This is a genomic window from Rhizobium sp. AC27/96 (genome assembly GCF_001692325.1).
In the GTDB taxonomy this organism is placed as follows: Bacteria; Pseudomonadota; Alphaproteobacteria; order Rhizobiales; family Rhizobiaceae; genus Rhizobium.
In genome coordinates, this window is the sequence record NZ_LXKN01000001.1 from 1,100,168 (window position 1) to 1,118,369 (window position 18,202).

The following is an 18,202-nucleotide window of genomic DNA, read 5'->3' on the forward strand; positions in this document are numbered from 1 at the left end:
TCAGCGGCCCAAGATGGCCTGCACGTATTCTATCGATCCAGGCGCCAGTTCAGGTTGAGGTGGCTCTACCGCTTCCACCGGAGCCTCTGCCTGCTGTTTCATCAACTCAAAGAGTGCCATGCCCGGCCCGAGATTGCCCAATGCCAACTCATTCAATGCGTCGGCGAAAGCATCCACCTGGTCATCAAACTGCGCATTCGGAAACGAGCACACCTCATCAAGGAACGCGTCGTTCCAAGCCGCTCGAATAAGTTTGACGTTGCCTGCCTCAGCTTGAGCAGATGCCGGCTTGGCGCGAGTAGCTTTGTCACCAGTTGGCGAAACAACCTTGACGTCAAACCCTGCGAGGAGTTTGACCTTGGTGTCAGCATCAGCCTTACCCGCTGCGCCTGGGTCTTGAGGCATCCGGACGGTGACGAATGTGCCGTCTTGGGTTGCCGTGTTCTTTAGGTTCTTCTCAACCTCGGCTGGTGACCACCGGCCTCTACGAACGTCCTCAACATAGAATGTCCCGTTGACATAGGACATACCCAACCCAACGGTCCAGTCTGGTTGACGTCCTGGCTTTGGCTTGGACGCCGCGAAGTCCCACGCTCTGACACGTCTCGCCCCAGCCGGCACGGCCTCGACAATCTCGAAGTCCCCACGTTGGAACATGCCGCCCGAACGGGGTGCGGGGCGCTGCTGATACTGCCCAGCGTAAGCATATGATCCCTTAGCGACCTTTAGTCCTTCGACGGCGGCTCGACCGAAACGTTCTGGAAACAGCAGCTCACCTTCGCTCTGCCGCGGATCTTCAAATCCAATCTTGGTCGAGCAATGCCTATCCGGGTCATATTCCATCGGCAGGCATAGATGCACATACGGAAGCTTGAGCGCTAGGATAGTGCCAGAGACATCATTCTCATGAAGTCGCTGCATGATCACAACGATGACTGAACTTTCCATGTCATTCAGACGGTCCGTGATGGACTCCCTGAACATTCGGATCGCGTTGGAGCGCTCCGTATCGGACTCTGCGGTCTCAGTCGAATGTGGGTCATCGATGATCACCCGGTCACCGCGGCCACCAGTCATAGACCCAAAGGCGCGGCCTTCACGACCGCCCGTCTGTGTGTTCTCGAACTTTCCCTTGGCATTTTGGTCTTTGGTGAAAGTGACTTCAGATCCCCATAGGGCCTGAAACCGATCACTCTCGACCAGACGGCGCATCTTCTGATTATCGCGAAGCACGTTGGCTTCTGAATACGATGTCGTCAGATACCGCATGAAGGCGCGGCCTTTCGGCCCCCACTCCCATGCTGGCCAGAAGACCGCAACCAGAAGCGACTTCATCATGCCGGGCGGCACATTGATGAGTAGATACTGGATATCGCCCCGTGTCACCGCCTCAAGGTGATCACACATCGCCATGATGGCCCATCCGCCAACGAAGGGCTTGGAGGGCTCAAGGATGTCCCAGAACTCCTGAATGAAGCCGTAGAGTGTCTGGCACCGTGCGCGAATGGCCTCTCCGTCTTTGGAGAGGCGGTCTCGCTCAGCCTGAGCCGTCCTCCTCGCCCTCTCCGCTCTGATCTCGCCCATCGAGGGCAAGCGAACCGAGGATGTCTTCAAGACGGTTGAACTCATCATCACTCAGCTTGGTTAGATCGTAAGTGCCGATCGCACCTTTGTGCTCATGCGCTTGCGTAGGCTTCCCATAGGCTCGATCTAGGAGGGCGTTGGCGGCGGACACCCGTGCACTTTCACTTTCCCCGCCCTTGGCAATATCAACCAACGCTGTCAGCGCCACAGAAGTGTGCTCACGCGCGAGATCTGAAAGAGTGGCCTTATGGGTCTTGGTCGCCCTGGAACGCGCCCCTTGAGGCCGTCCGGCTCCCTGGCGGCGCCCACCACGCTTTCCCGTCGCCCCGTTTGAATTCCGTTTGATTTTCTCGGTCATTTCAAACTGAGGCTTTCGCCTTCCTCGCCACAGCGACCAACCGCCGGCAATCCGCCAATACCCCGTCCAGGAACACGCCGCGACAAAGATTGCCGCTCGTCTTCGGGTACGGCATTCCCTCTTGCTTTAGAACGGCTATGAGGTTGTCGACCTCGGCTTGCTTCTCGCGTTCGGTCATCGCGGCTCGATCATTGTTGCCACCTCCGAAACCCCACCCGCCACCCCTTCCCGCTAATGCGGATGGATACCGGCTCGACATAGGCCGTCTTCCCCTTGTCCTCAGCCAGTTGGGGCGAGTGAAGAGGGATAGAAGCCAGTTCATGGAATATTTTTCCTATCTGCCCATGACAGGTTGTCATTTCTCGAATGATATTTTCTAATGGATGCGGTTTAGCACCGCTTCCTCACATCCTCGGCCCCAACGATAAGCGTTGTCCCGTCCTTGGCCTTCAGCACCCAATAGATACGCTGTGGGGCTTGTCTGGGAACCATGCAGGGCGGCATGTCGGATCGAGCGTCTAGCGCCTTCCGCGGGACAAACTGGGCGATATCAGGCTTTGCGATTTCTTGCTTGGCATGGGAAGCAAGTGCAGTCGCTAGTGACACCACGCCAACAATTACCACCCAATCAATAGCGCATAGGAGTGCCTGGCGGCGTTGCGCACGCTGGTATCTCTCCCACGCCGCACTGCTCATCTCAAGAATCCAGCGACCGATACTCGGCTTTGCCGAGATCCATCATAGCCAAGATCGATGGGCTACCGACGAGTCCATCTTCGGACGAGTTGCTTTTGCCAGCATTGAAAGAAACCGACCCCCCGCCGAGCGCGGCCGATTGTCCAGAGCTGCATGCAGCCACGGGAGAGCCCCATACCATTGGATAATCATTCCAACGACGATACGTATCCCAATAGCGCTCGACAAAAACAGTTTTGGTGACGGCAACCCCGTCGATCTCAGCTACACGAGCCTTGATGCGCTCCCACTGCTTTTCATTCGGTGCGGCTTCCAGTGTTTCCGTGAAGCCTTCGAACCATGCTTTGAATTCTGCGAGGGTCATGACGAACCTTTCTCAGCGAATTTTGCCGAATCTCCAGCGCCAAATGGTGATCTGGACGTGCTGAAGCATTAGCCATATGTTCAAAACAAGAGCAGTTAGAACGCAAAAGAGTGCTGCAATTTTGGAGTAATCGGCACCGAACACGGCGATATAGACGAGTGCCATCATCACCAAGAGTACCTTTTGGTCTCGGTTCAGATCCATCTCACTCTCCAAATGAAACGCCCGACCAGCAGTTATGCCGATCGGGCCTATATTACGACTATAAACTCAAGCGATTGATATCGTTGATAGAATCCCAAAAAAGAGAGAAATCCCCTCCTTTTCTCGATACGTGCCTGCCTACAGGCTTAAGGATAATTCATGGCGGCCCGGGCTTGATACCGGCTCCCACATTCGGGCTTTACAAGTTCGCCATAGGTGGGGGTCGCACCCTTTCGGGCTACCCTTGTCTTAAACCGCAGTCGTGTGTCCATCCACGCCGCCGCCATGTCCCCTTGCGAGGAACTACTCGGGAGCGGGCCTTAGACCCTCCACCCTGAGAGTAACAATTGTATCTGGGTCAGGACGGCCTTCGCTCCCCCGGGGACACCACGTCAATTCGCGGATCGTCGCTGCTGTTTTCCTCTTGGGAGGAATAGGTATCGAGACGGAACGGGCAGCGCTACCCTATCCAGCATCCGGGTTGCCAAGGTTACGAGACATATCGCCTCTCCCGACCTCACCATGGTAGCGAACCGTGGTCGTGTTACGATGCCGCCTTCCCGATTGATGTAACATTGGTCGGCCGCTACGTGCTGCTTCGTCCAGCGCCCTCCTGAAAGGTTCGTCGGCTGGATACCAGTTACCAAATTCAGTTATGACCAATGCTATCTATTCGGGCAGTTTATCGCTTCCGTCGAAGCTCGGTTGCTTTGCTGAGCAGTCCGAATCCGCTCGCCCGATCTCGTTGCCTTTCGGCGAATTGATAGCCCCATCTCGTAGTTGAAGCGCGCACTCTCTACGAGACACCCGGTTGGTTCCGGTAACGCTGGCATGGCGAAGGAAGTCAATCCTTTTGCCAGAGGCCGGGGCCGACATGCTAGAGGCGACAAGGATTAGCGAGACATCAAAGCCTGTAGTCTCGCAGGCATTCGCCTCGAATGTGTGCTCCGGCCTGCCCATGCCACCTAACTGACCTTATGCATGGCCTACGAGACGCTTTCGCGTTTCTGCTTGCGCTTCATCAGTCGCTCATAGAGCGGTCAGCTTGGCCCCTCAACTCTACCGGAACCGGAGGGGGTAAGACTATTGTGAGGCATTCGCCTCGAATATCAGGGGCCGGTATTCCGCCGACATACATCGACGTACTGACCAGTTTCGCATCCCCAAGGCATCCAGGCGTCTCTACCGTCTCCGGCACTACCACTCTGCCACTACGGCTGCGAGAATCCCATGATGGCCTCGGTCGCAGCACTGTACCATTTCGTTGACCGAAGCTCTCGCTCCGATCCGAGGGTGCCATTGGCATTGCCTCATATTCATGCCGCAACCTGGCGCTTGCGCCTCTCAGCGTCTCGCTGTCGTCGGCGTTCGTTCTGCAGATCGGCCCATTCAAAGTTCTGAAGACCCCGATCGAAATCGCAAGCCATCGGCCTAGCGTCTGGGGCTCTCCAATATGTGGGCACGTCATCTGCGAGTATGACGTCTTTATCGCTCATTTCACCCATATGTTGCAAGCTGGCAGAACGACCGTTTTCGTTATGCTGCAATGGCTTACAATCTAATGCTAATGTTATTTCGAGGATTGCCCGGTTTTTTCGTTCAAGGGCATAGTTCCGGCTGAACCGAATATGATTGCCGGAAACGTCCCGAAACCCTTCCCGGCACCACTTACTGAAAGACTTCCCGCCGGCCTTTGCAATAGCCCAATGCCAAAGGCAGTGGCGGTCGCGCGACTTGGAGACGAGGACGATCAGGGCGTTCGCCAGTTCCCATTTGGTGACATCGGATGTCCGAAGGCGTGTCGTCTTGTGAGAGAGAAAATCAGCTCGCTCCTCGGCAAAGCGCTCAGCACCCCATCCATTCACGTCGGCTTGAGAATGGTAGTACTGGATGGCCTGCGCCTTCAGTCGCGCTGGGCGAGCCGTATCGGGCAGTCTGTGGTCCGTTTCGGCCGCCTGGATGAAAAGCTCTTCAATCTGGTCACGAGTCATGCAGCAGCGCTCCTGCGGTCATCTAATAGATCGGGTTGGATTGCCAGATCGCCGAACCGGCGACGAAGCCTTTCATAGCACATGCCGGCTAAAGCATGACGCTTCGAGATAATTCCTTCGAGATCAAGGCACCAGAATTCCAGCCATCCGAGGGGAATGCTGTCCCAGAACTGAAACCACGATTCCGTGTCGTTCTCGATCAGATCGGGGAAATTCTTCTTTGCGGCCCTCAAGACATCAGAGACACACCATAGCGTCGTCTCATCAATGGTGCCCTTTGAATTTGAGGTGTCAGCCAGCGTCATGACCACGAAGCGCGCGTGTGGCTCTCCATAGCGCTTTATGATGCGTTCCAGAGTGACAATCGCCCGCGTCTGCCCAACAGCTGGCGCAACGTTGGCCGCAACCACCGTAATTCCGAACTCCTTGAACATACTGCGGGCTTGATCCCTCATCCCTTCGCCCTCGGCTTAACTCTCTCCCTGATCGGCCACTCATGCTTCTGCCGGAGCGCCCTAACGGTGCGTCCAGAGATATGAAACCTCTTGCAGATCCGCTCCACCGCTATACCTGCCTCATAATCCTCTCGGATCTGCGCAAGAGTCGCGAAATCAATCTTTGAATGGACTTCCTGCCGCTGGGGCTTCGGTGGAGCAATTTCGTATTCTTCCTTGGGTCGAACTACCTTCGGCTCTATAATACCGCCCTTGGGAAAGCGTAGGCGTGCTGTGACGGCTTGATATTTGGCTTTGATGTAGGTTTCGTAGTGCATCAGACTCTGCTAGCCTCCAGATCGGCAACCAGTTTGGTACGATAGTTGGCCTCAATCGGGTCATCGGCGCGCCAGACCGCATCCCTTGCTCTAAGCTGGGCACAAGTGGCTGGCATGATCTCTGCGGCGCTCGCCTTCTCCAAAATGAGGGAAATGCATTTCGGTCGCGTCATAGCGGAACTGACTGGCATACCCAGGAGGGTGCAAGCGTTGCGCAGCTCCTCGGCCCACAACATTTCGAGCATCATCTCCGGGACTGGAGCTCTTGGCACGGGCTCAGCTTCGATCTCCAACTCCAATGGCAGGATCTTGTCGCCCTTGTGGTAGTGCCGATCAAGGTTCGTACCCACTATCAGCCCCACGCTTGGCAATAGGTGGCGGATCAACTTGGCGTCTTCGGCATGCTCCTTTGCGCAGCACACCCACACTTCGGGGACGCAGAGCTGAAACATACCGACTTGGTGCAGGAGGCGAGAGACATTGTCATATGCCCCCTTCACTTCCACCGCGGCGATATGAGCGGCATCGATGGCAACGACATCGGCTCGCACCTCTCGCGCGCCCATGACCAGCTCATGGACAATACGGGCTGTGGGAAGTCGTGACCGAAGAATGGCCTCTAGGCCGTCTCGCAGCGCCAACTCCGACCTCGCAGCGTATCCCTGCCGCACAGATGCTTCAGCCGCGGTCATGAACGATGGTTCGCTGCCCTTCATGAGCTTCATGCCCGTGCCCTTTCCTTCTGTGGAGTGAAGTAGGATTCAGCTTCCTGGCGATGGCTGCCGATGATTTCTCCAGATCTGACGAGATGTCCGTTGAAATATGCCAAGAGATGGCAATTCACGGCCCGCAGCGCCTCAACCTCAGTCGGGAAGACAAATGGCTTATCACCGTTCATCAGGGGCTTAGGTTGACCGTCTCGGGCGAAACGTAGCATCGCCCAATGACCACCGGGTACGGGACGAGTGAAGCCGGCAAATTCATTCATTCGGCAGCCTCCAGATATTCAGGCGCTTCCGGCAGTTTCCTTTTTGGCGCCGCATCGGCCATGATCGCCCCGACACATGCCTTCATCTTCGAAACAGAGACCGCATTCCCGATCTGCTTGATTTTCTCGGTCTTGGTGCCGGCGAACTCATAGGTAATTTCATCCGTGTTGAAGCCCATCGCAGCGGCCAACTCGTGGGGCTCCAGCATCCGGAAAAGGATGTCGTACTCTGGGCCGGGCTCGATCAGATTGATATGCCCTGTGGCTGCGATTGTGGGCGTTGGCTGATCGATGTCATGGATGCGAGGAGCTTGCCCCTCCCTCTCGCCGAACTGCGCTGCGATAAAGGCGAATTCGCCGCCCTTGGCTGTCGTCATTGTGGGAATAGGGTCAGTTTCGATGTTACGCGCCTGTGCGCCGCCATTGCTGTTGGTGACCGGCACCACCATACCAAACCGCCCCTTACTGGTGATCGTCGGCAAAGTGTCTTCGACGCTGTTGCACGTCTCACCGGAGCCTGATCCATAGTATGGCGAGATTAGCGCGTGCGCGGCGCCATTGCCGCCAGTCGTCTGCGTGGGGATAGGCTCGCTTACGCAGCGCGGTGACCCGCCCGAAGCCTGAGACAGCACGAACGGCTCAATGACTGCATAGGCGCTGCCGTCACCGTGAATGGCGCCAAGCGGATCCTCTATGTTATGCGAGCGCCGCCAATTCGGATCGCGCTCTCTGGCATCATTGCCGTGAGCCACAGTAACGAGCATTGGTCGGGCGCGACCGGGATGCTCTTCATTCGACGCGCCTCCGGTCGTGATAGTCGGGAGAGGATCCGCAGTTGACCGCGCCGCTCCGCTGTTGTGCTGCGAAAGAACCATTGGCTCAGCGAGCCAGACACCTCCCTTGGTGTCGAGCGTAGGGATAAGCCCTTCTGAAACACCTTCTGCTTTATTCCCCTTACGCCCGTTCATAATGATCGGTTCAGCCACTGCGATATGGCTTGCGGCGGAGGTAGCGGTTGGCAGCGGGTTATTGGCGCTCCCAGGGCTGGAACCTTTTTTCAGATTTACGATCACAGGTTCGGCCAACCCCACATGCTGACCGCTCGCGGCGAGCGTGGGAATAGGATTGGAGATCGAGGAACCGATGCCGTTTCGGCGCAAAGTAATGACCATTGGCTCCGCAGAACGGCCGCCCTTGGCATACTCTGCAGGCGCAATCCTAAAATGACGAAGGCGCCTGATAAGATCTTTGGCCAGTGCTCGACGCTGCTGACGTTTCATTTTGGACGCCGTGTTTCGGGCTTGGAAAGCCCAATTGATGTGGAAGCGCAGCGAGCGATCGATTTCCTGCAGTAACTTATCAATGAAGGGCTTTGGCCAGCCGAACTTGAAAGCGCCAGCAAGCACGCGCGCCAAGGTCTTTGGGGCCAAAGGCTTCGGTCGGTTGAGGATAGACCGTCCTTTTATCGACCAATCGATAATTTCACGCGCTGGACGCCACGGCTTGGCCTTGTTGAACAGGTCATCGTTGATCTCATCTCTCTTCTTGTGGGTAGGCATAGGCCAATGGATCTTGCGACCATCGGACCGTCCCATGAGGATGAAGCGCTGCCTGGTGGTAGCGTCGCCGTAGTCGGCGGCATTCAGCTTGCGCCATTCGAGATCGAACCCAAGACGCCGCAGGGTTTCGGTCCATGCATGAAAGTATTCTCCTTTCCGGGAAGGGATAGGCCGGCCAGTCTTCATATTGACTGGACCCCACCCAATGAACTCCCAGACATTTTCGATAATGATCCGCTTTACCCGAAGCTCGGTTAGCCAGGTGATGATGTGCCAAGGGTCGGAGCGCTGTTGGTCACTGGTCGGCTTGCCGCCACGCGCCACGGAATGGTGGGTGCAGGTCGGGGAGGCCATCAGGAGGTCTAGATAACCCTCAGGCACGAGAATGTGCGGGCGAACGGTCGAAATATCCTGCACGAAGTGCCTGGCCTCTGGATGATTGAGAGTGTGCGTTTCGATAGCTGTAGGCCAGTGATTGACGCAGACGAGATCCATTTCCAGACCAAGGTCTTTGAGTGCGCGCATGGCACCGGTCGAAGAACCGCCAGCACCACACAGAAGATCAGCTACAAGCATTTTACGAGCCATTACAGAAATCGTCCTTGTCCGGTATCGCTCAGATCGGTGAACATGATCATCAGAAATCCTCAAACCCATCGAAGGCTGGCTCACCGGCGCCGGAATAGGCAGCCGCGAACATTGTGTATTCAGCCTCAAAACGGATCTCTGCAGACTGACCGGGCTCACCACGACGGCGCTTGTGATTGATGATCCATGCCTTGCCGCGGGAATCCTCATATTTTCGGATCAGGGCATCTCGCTTTTCCTCGCCATGCACCTGAGGGATCAGTTCCTTGTAAAGCGGCTCTGGACGATAAAGGCTGAACCAGACGTCCAGGTTCTGCTTAATCGATCCGCCGCCGTAGGCGTCCCCCATCATGGGGCGGATCGAGCCACCGGATCTCCATCTGGTTTTCCAGTCGTCATTGCGCTGGATAAGGATGACGATCGCGACATTCAGGGACTTGGCGATGGCTTTGAGCCCGCGATACAGAGCATTGACGCGCTCGGCAAAGATGTCCTTCGGATTTGGGAGGCTGATCATCTTGGCGTGGTCAATCACGATAAGATCGATCCCCAGACTCTTGACCATCGATTCCGCTTTGACGCGAATATCGGACAATGAGCATTCGCCAAAACCGACGATATAGAACGGCAGATCGACGGCCTTGATGATTTCCTTCTCCAAGCCGCTCTCTTCCTTGGAGGTAAGGGTATAGCTGTCGATGTGGGATAGCGGCACATGAGCTTCTTGAGCGGCAGCCTGTAGAGCCGCTTCTTCCTCACTGACTTCGACCGAGAAAAATGCCGTCTTGAACCCACAAGCCGCGGCATAGCGGCACTGTTGAAGCGACATAGCCGTCTTGCCGCCGCCGGAGTCCGACATGAGCCCGACGAGATTGCCGCGGCGCATATTGCCAATCTTCTGGGTAATGTCGTCAATGAACCACGGGATGCGACCTGATGTGTCCAGGCTGGCCTTGGCGGCCTTGTTCACGGCATCAGGAAGGATGACGCCGTACTTGGTCGCGCCTGCCCGCTCGTTGCCCTCTGTGGCGATCTGCGTCAATCTGGTGGCGAACTCGCCGATCACCTTCTCTGGATTCATATCGACAGGCATGTAACGGGACAGATTATCGAGATCCGCCGCCAGAGTGATCAATTCCCGTCGTGACCACATTTCAATGATCGTGCGGCCAAAATCACCAGCGCCGGCGACAGATACTGCTTCCATGGACAGCCTGGCGAGATATTGAGAGACGGTAAGGTCCCCGACCTTCTCATCCGCCGAGAGATAACTCTTCACAGTGACTGGATTGGCACCGCGCCCCTGAGCAATCATCGTGCCGGCTACATCATAGATCTTACGGTGAAGCGGCTCATGGAAATGGCCAGCGTTGAGGAAACCAGCGACCTGCCAATAGGCGGCATTATTGACCAAAATAGCTCCCAGAAGCATTTGCTCGGCCTCCAAAGCCTCCGGCAATGGCGGTGGGAATTGAGACATCATGTTCATGCAGCCCTCACCTTCAGAAGTTTGAATTCTTGAGCGGCCTCGGCAGCCATAGCTATGCCAACAGCTTCAGCAGCATCAGCGTTTTTGACGGATATCTTGAGCAACCGGCAGCGCTCGATAGCAGCGCGCTTCCATGCGGCTCGGTCAAAGCCCGGAGAGCGACCCATGCCGAGGAAATGCTTGCGCCATGTAGCTGAAGGGATGGTGACCCATGGGATGCGATAGGCCGCGACTATGCCAACCACTGCGCCCGACAACGACGAAAGCTGCAGCGCATTCGGGTTCACTGTGCGCTCTTCGACCTCGCCAGCCATGTCCTGCTTTTTCTTGGCGAAAGTCACGATGTTTCGCATCGGTTGTTCGATAGCCACGAAATCAGGCAGGCAAGCCTTGCGGGTAATTGGGTCTTTGAAGAGATTCACGACCTGAAGGGCGATGGAGGCAGCCTTCTCCTCTGCGTTGTCACCCTCTGCCTTAATGACCCCGGTTCGGATCGTGGAGAGCTTTGAGCCCGGCTCATACCATGCAAAACCGGTGGTAGTCGCAATGTCGAGCCCAAGGATCAGCATGCTCCGGCCTCCGTAGGGATGAGACGCCATTGGGCATGAATGCCGGATCCGCCTTTAGAGGATGAAATAGTCCAGCCGAAAGGCTCGATACGTCGACGCAGCTGGCTCACTTGGACTGCCAGAACCTTATCGGCACGTTCGGGGCCACCATCAGCTCTGCCGCCGTAGATCAGATGAATAAGCGCGTCCCGAAAGACAGGGCGTCCGACTGAGCGCGACAGGATATCGAAAATGATACGATGCGCTGGCGCTGTGACATACTGTCGAACTTCTTCAACAGGAGCTGCCTCCCCTATGAGGCCTCCACAGCATGGGCATGTGAATGTCTGAATGCGAGCTACAACGTTCATGCGAGCCTCTGGAAAAGAGAGTGCTGCATTTGCGCAGCGAGGTGGGCGGCTCCAGCCAGGGAGGAAAGCGAGCCTCCGGGAGAACTACTCAGCGGCATCAGGGAACGGCTCTTCGCCATTGACAGCCGAATCCAGATCCTTGTTGATGAACTCGGTTCCGTCATTGAACCCGGCCTGCCAGCGCTGGCCCTGGATACTGCCGGTGTCATATGGATTGGCGTTGGCCTTGCGACCTTTGCCAGCGGCCAAACCGTCTTCGTAGGCCGCGTCTTCGGCTGGCGTCCGATCCTTTTCGAGGATGTCGAGCTGGCGTGCGACCCTGTGGCCGAACATGCGAGCGATCCGCAGCCGGCGCTCCATCGTGGCGATGATCTCGGAAGCGTCCTTTTCTTCCAACTCTTGCGCCCATTTGATGTCGGCCTTGGTGAACCCAACATCTTTCAGGCGCTTATAGACGCCGCCGATTTCGCCTTTGGTTCCGGCCATATCGGAGTTTAGCTCCTTGATCTGACGGAAGCCGTTGTGGAACTGCTGTTCTTCCCATTGCTCTCGTTCGGTTTGAACGTTGTGTCCTGCTGTAGACATTTGTCACCTATTAGTGATTGTCGGAAATTTCCGAAGCTTTCGGATACAAAAAAGGACGCCCGGTCAGGCGTCCGAGTCTTCCAATTCAGGCGCGATTTTGAGCCCCAAGCATTTGCCGGAACGCATCAACCAGCGGCCTAAAGAAATCCGCCTCAGGTCCAGCCAAGAGTAAGTCGGCCTTACGAATGAGTTCGTCGATCTCTCTGACTTCTGCTCTGCCATAGGTGATCCCCGCCTTTTCCTCTATGACCCGCAGTTCTTCTGCAGAGATCGATACGCGCGGGTCTGCGTACCAAACGTCTTTTGTACGGGTGAAGGACCAGCCGAGACGTCGCGCCGCCACGCGAATGCGGTCCTTCACATTTTCAGCGCTGCCCTTTGGGGCGATGTATTTTTTCAAGGCTGTTGATGCAAAATCGACGCTAGACATTTCGGATTTTCCCAACTGATTTTCGGACATTTACGATTTTCCCTGTGCGACTAATCCGGTGTCAGACAGGGGTCGGGTTGAAAAGTTCAGCCCCCGCCCACTGGCGAAGACTTGAAATGCAGATCACGAACACGAAGCATTGCGCCGCTAAGTTTGGCGACTGTTGGCGCGGTAGCTTCGGTGGTCGTGGAGAAATTGGAAAATGAGGAAATCACTTCGTCACCTCACGGTGATTTATGAGATCGCCCTCTGGGGCACCGGCCATGTCGGTATCGTCCGACTTGCGACGGCGAAGTTCTTTTGCAACGAAATGACGAACGAAGGCGGCAAATGCCAAGGCCATCAAGATTGCAGCGACCGGAAGGAAACCTTGGAGGAAATCACCGAGCATTGTCGCGTTCCTCCTGGCTGGAGATGCGAGACGACAGCCTGAACGGCGCCATCGCAAAGACAGTGCAGACTATGTAGGCGGCTGCCACGCATGAAATCAGAGCGGTTTGGATGGTAGCCGTGATCATACCAGCACCGCACGAGGTGTATGAATAGAAGGAAGACCATGACCGACACTCGGCCGCGCCATTTCAGGATGGTCTCTCATCCATTGCTGGACAAACCAGAGCTGACCGCATCCGCCGCCGATATCGTCTTGGCCGGCAGGATCGAAGACGCGGACATCAAAGCCACGCTCTACAAGCTTAGAGGCGAAGTTTGCCGCAAGTTCGACCTGATGGTCATTGCGTGCTGGCATGCCTTCGTTGCGCTCACAGATGACGCTGACGGTGGCGTTCCAGACCGACGGATTGAAATGGTTAAGCAGTCGCTCAGCATCTGCGTCAGAAGAATTGTCGTCGCCAGCGCAATAATTGAAGAACGGCTTGCGGCCAGTTGTGGCATGCCAGCTTTCTCCGCGCCTAGCGATGAGACTGATCGACAATTTCTTTTTGAACGGGATAAGCTCGTCACGCTCTTCGTCAGTCGATCTGTGAACGGAGAATTGCAGACCGATAGTAGGGATTTCTCGGCTTATGCCCTCGACCCAATCATAATCGATATCCGGCCCGATGGTGCTGATCAGAAGCGCTGCGCGAGGATACTTGCCATAGAGAGCCTGGAGCGCACTGATCATGCCGCTCTTGTTGAGCAAGGGCTCTCCCATGCTCATGAACATGATTTGCAGCCGCTTCATCACAGCAGGATCGACGCCTGTGTCGATTATACAACGGTCGACTTGCTCTACGATCTCTTCGCCACGGAACCCACGAACAAAGTAATCGCCAGCCCCGCAGAACCGGCATCCCACCGGGCAACCACTCATAGTAGAGCAGCAAATGACTGTGCGCGTCGCATAGTCTGGATAGCGATAGAGGACAGATTCAGCGACACCAGTTTCGCCTGTGAAGACGTACTTGCTGACGTTGCCCTCTGAACTTTGAATGACCTTGACTTCATGGAAATTGCTCATGCTGCCCTACCCGGTCTTTCGACCTGCTTGCGATCAGCCGCGACGTTGCGCTCCACAGCGCGGCGTGCGATTGCGTTCTCTGGTTCGTCCGGAAATTCATCGGAGAACCGATGGCGAAACTCTTCAAGCCAATCGTGGCCGACTGGTTCTCGTTTGGTCATGCTCCGCTCCCAACATCATCGATCAATGCGGGGCAGGCAGAAGCGACGCCACCTGCCCCGCGACTGGCCGCGCTGCTCCCACCGTCCAACTTTTTAGCGGGAGCTTCTGCGGTTTCGGTCTGATTGCGAGCGATTACCTGAGAGGCGATCTTTTCGAGGTACTGGCGGTCGGAACCCAAAGCCTTTCCAGCTTCGTATCCAAGGTTCCAAGCCTCGCGCACCCAGTCTATGGCGCGCTGCGATGCCATCTCTTCGTGGTCGCTCAGAAAGCGCTCCCAACGGGTGGAATAGCCTTCGATTTCGTCCATCCAAGCGTCGAAGGTGGGATAGGCTACAGTGCTCATGCTGATACCCCTTCCCTAGCCCAACGGTTCATCGCGTTCGTGAGAACCCGCATCTGGCCTTCTGTCTTCGATGGGCTTGGACCGCCTTCACCATGGATCACATAGCCGCCGGCAGAGCCTCGGGTGACCTTAGGGGAAGGTTTGCCGTGGTAGGCCTCATAGGCGCGTTGGTATGCGGCTGTGGTGAAATTGGAGGCGTTCAACGCTTTGCCCTCCACTCGGCCGGCAGGGCTGCGATATTCTTTCGCGCCAGCCTGGGTCGCTGTTTCTTTGGGATTCTGACCAGTTGAAAAACCAGCGTGTAGACATCTCGAACCTTGGGAGTTTCCTCGACCAGATCGCCCCACAGGAGGCGCGCGGCCTTCCAGTAGTCTTCGATGCCATTGAGTTTCGAGACTTTGACGCCATTGGACCCGAGGAAAGCCCTGACGCTGCTTTCAGCCGCCGTCACGTTGCTGACATCGCTCTTGGCCTTCCGGTTCGCCAGACCGGCGCGGATGAACTGCTCAAGTCTGCCGAGCAGCTTCTGTCCGTTGTCCTCGGACATGTCGTTGAAGTTGAACCCGCCGAACTGGGTCAGCTTTTCATCGTCCAGATCGGCGGCAACCGCAACTGCAGCCCAATAGGCCGTCATGCCGCCGTCGTTCAGCTTCGCCCGCTGAAACTGCAGACGCTTGGCACAGAGAGGAAAGCCGGAAACGTTGATCATGGCGCTGTCTCCTTTGTTGGGAGAAGTGCGCGGATCCGATCCGGCGAGAAAAAATCGTCTGGGCGCAAATCAATCTGGTTCTCGCGGCAATGGTCTAGCAGCTTCCGTTGCTCACGCGCCGGGATAAGGCCGCCTGTGCCTTCACGAACCGTTTCTGGATACGTCCAGCGGTATACCCGCGAGACGTGCTTCTCAACGATCCCTGAAACAGCCTTAGCGCCGCCGAGATATGTGATGATTGAATTTGCCGGTTCCATTTGCATGGTCAAACTTTGCGATAGTCGCAAGTTTAAGTCAAGCGATTTTTGCGATCTTCGCTATAGCAAAATTTGCGGTTATCGCCAAAATCCCAGATATGCTTGATAAGAGACAACAAATTAGAGATTGGCTCGCTTCTGAACTCCAGCGCAAAGGGCATGGGGCGAAGGGGAAGCTTGCGGCCTATCTCGGCGTAGCACCTTCCGGCATAAGCAGAATTCTCGGTGATGACCCCACAAAAGAGCTCCGCGAAATCAAAGCGGAAGAACTTGTCAGGATGGGAGAGTTCTTCGGTAGTATGCCCCCTGGTATTGACCTTAAACCAATCGTTGCCAAAGTTCATTCTACCATACCTGTACGCGGCAAAGTCGCCGCCAGTACATGGATGGATGTAGACGATATGGATTTTGGCTATGAGGATATGGAGGAAGTTCCTTCGGTCAGTACTTATCCGGCAGATATGCAATTTGCGCTTGAGGTCGACGGAAACTGCCTGAACAAGAAGGCTGAAAACGGCGACATTCTAATCTGCCTTGATGTCATCCGCGCTCAGTATCAATTCAAGGCCGGCGATCTGGTTATAGTCGAGCGCAAGAAGTATGACGGTCAAATGGTCCAACGCACTGCGAAGCGCGTGAGGCAAACCGCCAAGGGCTTTGAGCTGTGGCCTGAGAGCACCGATCCGGCGCATCAAGAGCCGCTTATCCTTTATGAAAATTCTCCCGGTGAGACGGCGCAAGTCATCGGTCTTGTGCTTTGGATCTTCAGAAGACCATAGGCTATCTAAATGACAGTCCTGTGGGGACGTCAGACCCGGCGCAGCCCTTCAGCGCAAAGCATCCATTGAAGCCGATATACCAACAGGTAGTTTTGTTTTCCCGGACCCTACCGGGCTGTGTTCGGCATTCTCCCGCCATTCAAGCGGTACAAACGAAACGCTGCCGATGTACTGGTTAGGTTCGCCTCGCGGCGGTCCCCACATTTGGTCCTGTTGTTATCCCGCAGCCTGCAAAGCTGTGATCGAGCGGGCTGTCACCCCCGTCTGACTTCTGCTCGGTGAGCCTGGCACCGATACCGCGTCGGGATTGAGTTGCCGGATTGATCGGAGGCGCGGGACAATGCCCTTAAAAAACCGCTGCCATTGCACCTCCGAACACTTCATCTTGGCGGGAACCTCCGATCAGACCCAAGATTTAGCGATTTTCAGCGCCTCAAGGCAGCAATACCTATTCCATCAATTGTTGTGATGTGTTAGGTATCTTCAATCACGAATGCTGCATTGAGCGCCGGTAGGATCATCCCTCCGGCGCTTTTCTTCTGGCACATGATTCGTGCCACGTCAAAATAATTTGCGATGATCGCAATTTAATTGTTGACTTATTTTTGCGATTGCCGCAAATTTCTCCTCACACCAACCGGATTGAGCCCGCCACAAGGCGCCAAGCGAAACCGAACGGGAAAGATGAGGATGAGGGAAATGAAGATTGTCGAGAAAGCATATCCCAACGGTTTCCAAGTTCGTCTGCTGACTGATGACGCTGGATGGGCTGTTCGCGAGCCGGACGGATTTTTAGTCGAATGCGATGATGAGGCTCAAGCCCGCGTCGTCTTTGCCAATGTTGTCAAGGAATTCCAGAACACGCCGAACTGGGAAGCCCAAGCCGCATATGACGATGTCCATGGCACGATCAACGGCTATTCGGAATTTCAGTTTCATCGAGAATTCTGAACGATCCGATCCCCTTCGGCATCCGCTCTTCACTGCAGCGGATATTGAAATCGACCATTTCACCCCAAGGACCGCAACCATGGACATGTTCTCCCACGAGACGATTAGAAAGGAAGAACTCTTTTCCCGTCCACGCATGAAGACGCTCCATTACGTCGCGGTCCTCTTCCCGAGTGGAGAGTGTGACTATTTCGACGGCTCCGACCTGTCACCGTGCCGTGACGATGCCCTTGAGTACGACGACATCAAGGAAGCGGAACTGGATTGCGCGATCCTCGAAGCCCGAAATTTCAACGCTTCTGTTGAGACCTTTCAGAGGTACTTCCAATGATGAACACGTTCCAGATTGAACACGCTATCGATGCGACGCACCGGCTTAACCGCAAGCTGATCGAGGCGATATCGCTTCCGGTCAACTCTCCAGACCGCCGGAACCGCCTCGCCTCCTGCCAAGACAATCTTGAGACCCTGGCTGCTGCCATGGAGCGGGTTTTGGTCGAGCAGGATCAGGACGCAGCCTAACCACCACTCGCCACAGGCGCGCGGGCTAAGTTTGAGTGCCCGTTGATTTTCAAAGGATGAGGGAAATGGGAAAGCGTCAGAAGCTTCGGAAAGAGGTTGAACGTCAGCGGCATACGATTGCGGCAATGCCGACGGTAGGACTCAAGATCGGCTCGCATCAATTACCAGTCTTCGACGCTCTGTCCGCGACTTGGGGTGCGAGAGGCCCTGACTATCCTAGTCGGGAGGCGATACCGGATCAGTTCTATGGAGGAAATACTCCATACAATCGTGTCTTCTCAACCCTGTTCTTCAAGGGCGGTAGCCTCGAACAGTTCGGCATCCGCATCAAAGACGGGATCGACAGGGCGCAGGCGATGATGGCTATCCGCTCCCTGCTCTGCAGCTTCGACCCCAAGCACGAAATCAAGGAAGCAACTGTCGCCTGGGCGCTGTCCGAGTGGTGTGACGGCACTCCCAAGTTTGATTGATCTCCCAGCGCCGAAACGGA

General features: G+C 55.8%; 24 protein-coding genes. 5 read left to right on the forward strand and 19 right to left on the reverse strand.

Features of this window, described 5'->3' with window-relative positions; all coding sequences use genetic code 11:
- The 19 genes from terL to A6U86_RS05605 all read right to left on the reverse strand — a co-directional run bounded on the left by terL (nt 1) and on the right by A6U86_RS05605 (nt 15,203).
- Nucleotides 1-1,413, reverse strand: coding sequence for a phage terminase large subunit (terL, locus tag A6U86_RS05520; RefSeq protein ID WP_343287062.1), 1,413 nt, complete (start codon nt 1,411-1,413; stop codon nt 1-3).
- 124 nt (nt 1,414-1,537) lie between these two features.
- Nucleotides 1,538-1,942 carry a hypothetical protein gene (locus A6U86_RS35400; protein ID WP_068386987.1) on the reverse strand — a complete coding sequence of 135 codons (405 nt, stop codon included), beginning with the start codon at nt 1,940-1,942 and terminating at the stop codon, nt 1,538-1,540.
- Between the two features lie 697 nt (nt 1,943-2,639).
- Nucleotides 2,640-3,002 (reverse strand): hypothetical protein, encoded by a 363-nt coding sequence (locus A6U86_RS05535; RefSeq protein ID WP_068386993.1) that lies wholly within the window; start codon nt 3,000-3,002, stop codon nt 2,640-2,642.
- 12 nt (nt 3,003-3,014) lie between these two features.
- On the reverse strand, nt 3,015-3,206 hold the full coding sequence (locus A6U86_RS05540) for a hypothetical protein (RefSeq protein ID WP_068386995.1): 192 nt from the start codon (nt 3,204-3,206) through the stop codon (nt 3,015-3,017).
- Nucleotides 3,207-4,522: 1,316 nt separating this feature from the next.
- The gene (locus A6U86_RS05545; RefSeq protein WP_068386998.1) at nt 4,523-5,197 is read right to left on the reverse strand and encodes a hypothetical protein; all 675 of its coding nucleotides are present in this window, start codon (nt 5,195-5,197) and stop codon (nt 4,523-4,525) included.
- Nucleotides 5,194-5,631: a hypothetical protein gene (locus A6U86_RS05550; RefSeq protein ID WP_244509828.1), complete on the reverse strand. Its 438-nt coding sequence runs from the start codon at nt 5,629-5,631 to the stop codon at nt 5,194-5,196. The genes A6U86_RS05545 and A6U86_RS05550 overlap by 4 nt, the downstream gene beginning before the upstream one ends.
- Nucleotides 5,632-5,648: 17 nt before the next feature.
- Nucleotides 5,649-5,969: a hypothetical protein gene (locus tag A6U86_RS05555; RefSeq protein WP_068387004.1), complete on the reverse strand. Its 321-nt coding sequence runs from the start codon at nt 5,967-5,969 to the stop codon at nt 5,649-5,651.
- Entirely contained in the window at nt 5,969-6,694 is a 726-nt protein-coding gene (locus A6U86_RS05560) for a hypothetical protein (protein ID WP_068387007.1), read from the reverse strand. The genes A6U86_RS05555 and A6U86_RS05560 overlap by 1 nt, the downstream gene beginning before the upstream one ends.
- The gene (locus A6U86_RS35125) at nt 6,691-6,957 is read right to left on the reverse strand and encodes a hypothetical protein (RefSeq protein WP_141683636.1); all 267 of its coding nucleotides are present in this window, start codon (nt 6,955-6,957) and stop codon (nt 6,691-6,693) included. The genes A6U86_RS05560 and A6U86_RS35125 overlap by 4 nt, the downstream gene beginning before the upstream one ends.
- Nucleotides 6,954-9,104, reverse strand: coding sequence for a DNA cytosine methyltransferase (locus tag A6U86_RS05565; protein ID WP_068387010.1), 2,151 nt, complete (start codon nt 9,102-9,104; stop codon nt 6,954-6,956). The genes A6U86_RS35125 and A6U86_RS05565 overlap by 4 nt, the downstream gene beginning before the upstream one ends.
- Before the next feature lie 49 nt (nt 9,105-9,153).
- The gene (locus tag A6U86_RS05570) at nt 9,154-10,551 is read right to left on the reverse strand and encodes a DnaB-like helicase C-terminal domain-containing protein (protein ID WP_244509829.1); all 1,398 of its coding nucleotides are present in this window, start codon (nt 10,549-10,551) and stop codon (nt 9,154-9,156) included.
- A gap of 38 nt (nt 10,552-10,589) precedes the next feature.
- Nucleotides 10,590-11,162: a hypothetical protein gene (locus A6U86_RS05575; RefSeq protein ID WP_141683637.1), complete on the reverse strand. Its 573-nt coding sequence runs from the start codon at nt 11,160-11,162 to the stop codon at nt 10,590-10,592.
- A 434-nt stretch (nt 11,163-11,596) separates the two neighbouring features.
- Nucleotides 11,597-12,097, reverse strand: a complete 501-nt coding sequence (locus tag A6U86_RS05580) for a hypothetical protein (protein WP_068387020.1) — start codon at nt 12,095-12,097, stop codon at nt 11,597-11,599.
- Nucleotides 12,098-12,182: 85 nt separating this feature from the next.
- Nucleotides 12,183-12,557, reverse strand: coding sequence for a hypothetical protein (locus A6U86_RS05585; RefSeq protein ID WP_068387023.1), 375 nt, complete (start codon nt 12,555-12,557; stop codon nt 12,183-12,185).
- A 181-nt stretch (nt 12,558-12,738) separates the two neighbouring features.
- The gene (locus A6U86_RS05590; RefSeq protein ID WP_068387026.1) at nt 12,739-12,918 is read right to left on the reverse strand and encodes a hypothetical protein; all 180 of its coding nucleotides are present in this window, start codon (nt 12,916-12,918) and stop codon (nt 12,739-12,741) included.
- A gap of 123 nt (nt 12,919-13,041) precedes the next feature.
- Complete coding sequence (locus A6U86_RS05595) at nt 13,042-13,989, reverse strand: rRNA methyltransferase (RefSeq protein WP_068387029.1); 948 nt, start codon at nt 13,987-13,989, stop codon at nt 13,042-13,044.
- Nucleotides 13,986-14,150: a hypothetical protein gene (locus A6U86_RS35405; RefSeq protein WP_158008731.1), complete on the reverse strand. Its 165-nt coding sequence runs from the start codon at nt 14,148-14,150 to the stop codon at nt 13,986-13,988. Before A6U86_RS35405 ends, A6U86_RS05595 begins: the two co-directional genes overlap by 4 nt.
- Nucleotides 14,147-14,494, reverse strand: coding sequence for a hypothetical protein (locus tag A6U86_RS05600; protein WP_068387032.1), 348 nt, complete (start codon nt 14,492-14,494; stop codon nt 14,147-14,149). Before A6U86_RS05600 ends, A6U86_RS35405 begins: the two co-directional genes overlap by 4 nt.
- Nucleotides 14,495-14,693: 199 nt before the next feature.
- Complete coding sequence (locus A6U86_RS05605) at nt 14,694-15,203, reverse strand: hypothetical protein (protein ID WP_068387035.1); 510 nt, start codon at nt 15,201-15,203, stop codon at nt 14,694-14,696.
- Nucleotides 15,204-15,441: 238 nt separating this feature from the next.
- On the opposite strand from A6U86_RS05605, the gene A6U86_RS05615 reads away from it, so the two are divergent.
- From A6U86_RS05615 to A6U86_RS05635, 5 genes are all read left to right on the forward strand, one after another.
- A complete protein-coding gene (locus tag A6U86_RS05615; RefSeq protein WP_141683639.1) occupies nt 15,442-16,239 on the forward strand; it encodes a LexA family transcriptional regulator in 798 nt (265 codons plus the stop codon).
- Nucleotides 16,240-16,938: 699 nt separating this feature from the next.
- Nucleotides 16,939-17,190 (forward strand): hypothetical protein, encoded by a 252-nt coding sequence (locus tag A6U86_RS05620; protein ID WP_068387044.1) that lies wholly within the window; start codon nt 16,939-16,941, stop codon nt 17,188-17,190.
- A 79-nt stretch (nt 17,191-17,269) separates the two neighbouring features.
- Complete coding sequence (locus tag A6U86_RS05625; protein ID WP_068387047.1) at nt 17,270-17,521, forward strand: hypothetical protein; 252 nt, start codon at nt 17,270-17,272, stop codon at nt 17,519-17,521.
- Nucleotides 17,518-17,712, forward strand: coding sequence for a hypothetical protein (locus A6U86_RS05630; RefSeq protein WP_068387050.1), 195 nt, complete (start codon nt 17,518-17,520; stop codon nt 17,710-17,712). The genes A6U86_RS05625 and A6U86_RS05630 overlap by 4 nt, the downstream gene beginning before the upstream one ends.
- Nucleotides 17,713-17,777: 65 nt before the next feature.
- A complete protein-coding gene (locus A6U86_RS05635; RefSeq protein WP_141683640.1) occupies nt 17,778-18,182 on the forward strand; it encodes a hypothetical protein in 405 nt (134 codons plus the stop codon).
- The last annotated feature ends 20 nt before the right edge of the window (nt 18,183-18,202 follow it).